This is a genomic window from Paraprevotella xylaniphila YIT 11841 (assembly GCF_000205165.1).
Lineage (GTDB): Bacteria > Bacteroidota > Bacteroidia > Bacteroidales > Bacteroidaceae > Paraprevotella > Paraprevotella xylaniphila.
The window spans coordinates 1-2,600 of record NZ_GL883823.1; the positions used below are offsets into that span (position 1 = coordinate 1).

Here is a 2,600-nt window from a genome sequence, read left to right on the forward strand (position 1 = left end):
GGTAACCGTTACAGGATTGTACCATTGGAGGCTTCTTCTTAAAATTAGTGCCTTTTCAAAGAATGGGTTTCGCTTTATCGGGCTTTCTTGCTCCATGATACGTCATTCATGTTACATTCTACGCTTTTTCTTGTTCTTTTATCCTCCTTTTCACTCTTTTTAGCGAAAGGAATCGCTTGTTATGGAATATATTGCCTATATTTGTTTATACTTATTTATTAACTTATTAAAAACATAAGCGTATGACTAGTTTTACTTCATTAAAAAATTGGATGTTGTTGGCTTTGTTGTTTGTGGCAGGACAAGCAGCCGCCCAACAAGTGATTTTGAGTGAGGATTTCAGTAAGTGTACATCGAAAGATCCTGATAATCCGGGAACCAAGATGGATGATGGAATGGATCCTTATACACTCACTACGGGTTGGAGTTGTGTAAACGGCTATGCCGGTGAGGGGAATGCTAAATTCGGTGCGAGTAAAAAAGGGGGGATCCTTGTTACACCGTCTATTGATTTGTCTGATGCCTCGGCTACATATACATTGAAGTTCAAGGCATGTGCATGGAGTAAAGATGCTACAAGCCTGATGGTACAGGTAGATGAACAAGAGGCAGTAGAAATTACAGGTTTGACGAATGATCCGGCTCCTTATGCAGCCAATATGAAAGACTTTTCTTTGGAGATAAAAGGAACTGCTGCTTCAAAAATTACATTTTCGTCTTCGGTAGAATCGAAGGGACGTTTTTTCTTGGATAATATTGAAGTGACAAAACTTGAGGCAGGCGAGATACCGGATGCATCTGTGTCAGCTCCCAGTGCTGTGGCTTTTGGTGCTATTGGAGTGGGAACTGAATTGACCCAAAAAGTAGCTATTTCAGGTTCTGATTTGACTGGTGATTTAACTGTTGTTGTGGAAGGGAAAGCTTTTTCTTGTGCTACGACAACTATCCCTAAAGATGATGCGGTTAATGCAGAGTTGGAAGTTCTTTTTGCACCGACGTCTTCTGGTGATTATATGGGTACTTTGACAATTTCCGGTGGAGGGTTGAAGGAGCCTGTGGTGGTGTCTATGACAGGAATGGCTGTCCAATTGTCTGGGGAAGGTACAAAGGAGGTTCCTTATACGGTTTCTGATGTGCTCATATTGGAGAATCCCAACAGAGAAGCTTGGGTAAAAGGTTATATTGTAGGTTACGTGAATGGGCAGAGTATAAATGAAGAATCTGCTATTTTTGGTGCAGAAGGTGAGAGTGTGTCGGTAAGCAATATGTTGATTGCTAGCGATGTTAATCAGAAAGACTATACTCAATGTGTGGTAGTGCAATTACCGCAAGGTGATGTTCGTACAGCACTGAATCTGAAAGATAATCCAGAGAATTTGGGGAAACAAGTTAATCTGTTGGGTAACTTGGAAGCTTATTTCGGAGTTTGTGGCGTCAAAGAAGTGTCTGATTATGTATTAGAGGATGGTGAAACTCCAGAACCTGTACCTACAATAACATTTGCTAAGGTAAATGAGATTGTCAGTGGCCAACGTTATGCTATGTTGGTAACACAGGATGAAAATAGTAAGGTTGCACAGAACATAGTGGAATCAAAAGAGTATGGGTATTTGGATGTGTCTGATGTAACGATGTCAAATGGTGAATTTAGCACAGAAGAAACCAATGCATTTACGATTACGGCAGTGGAGGGCGGTTATACTATTCAGGATTCATACGGTCGGTATTTGTATATGAAAGGAACTTTCAATAGTTTCAATGTAAGCAAAGAGATGCCAGAAAGTGGTTATGTATGGACCATCAGTATTGCAGATGATGGTTTGGCTACTATTACAAATGCAGAAATGAATAAATGGATTCAGTATTCAGCCCAATATACAAGCTTTGGAGCGTATTCGGATGCACAGGGGATATTACCGGAACTTTATATTGAGAAAGACGGTTCATCTGTAGGCGGTATTGAGGTTGAGAATAATTCTCCGGTTGAAGTTTACACATTAGGTGGCGTGAAGGTAGGAGATAGTTTGAATGGATTGCAGAAGGGCATTTATATTGTGAAGCAAGGTCAGCAAGTGAAGAAAGTGGTTAGATAAGCCATTTGGGCTTTAGATGATAATAGTTGGCCGCCTCTTGATGGGGCGGCCAATATTTTTTTGCGTGGTTTGTGCTTGTGTTAAAAACATGTTTTACAGCATGTTTCTTGCATGTTTCGGTTTGATTTTGTATCTTTACATGTCATTTTCGCCAAAAAAAGTTGGCGTAAAATTTGGTGGTTACTGAAAAAGTGCCTACCTTTGCATTCGCAATCGGGAAGCAACGCCGCTAACAAGGCAAAACGGAACGAGAGCGACAAGTAAACAAGAGTTCATTGAAAGTCTTACATAAAGGAAGAAGTAGTACAAGAGCTTGGCATCTGTTTTTTCTTTGAGAGGCAGAATGTCAAGGGTAAAAAAGAAACCAACCGTCAGTTCAGTTTTCATAAACTGAATGATAAAAAAGACAGGTAAACGACAAAGTAACGTCCGGAAGAGCGCAGATACAAACATTCCTGTTTCAAGCAGGAGTAAGATGATATTCTACGATGGAGAGTTTGATCCTGG

1 protein-coding gene is annotated in these 2,600 nt (G+C 40.3%); it reads left to right on the forward strand.

Annotated features, from left to right (window positions below; translation table 11 throughout):
• The first annotated feature begins 242 nt into the window (after positions 1-242).
• On the forward strand, positions 243-2,093 hold the full coding sequence (locus HMPREF9442_RS02555) for a DUF6359 domain-containing protein (RefSeq protein WP_040602520.1): 1,851 nt from the start codon (positions 243-245) through the stop codon (positions 2,091-2,093).
• The last annotated feature ends 507 nt before the right edge of the window (positions 2,094-2,600 follow it).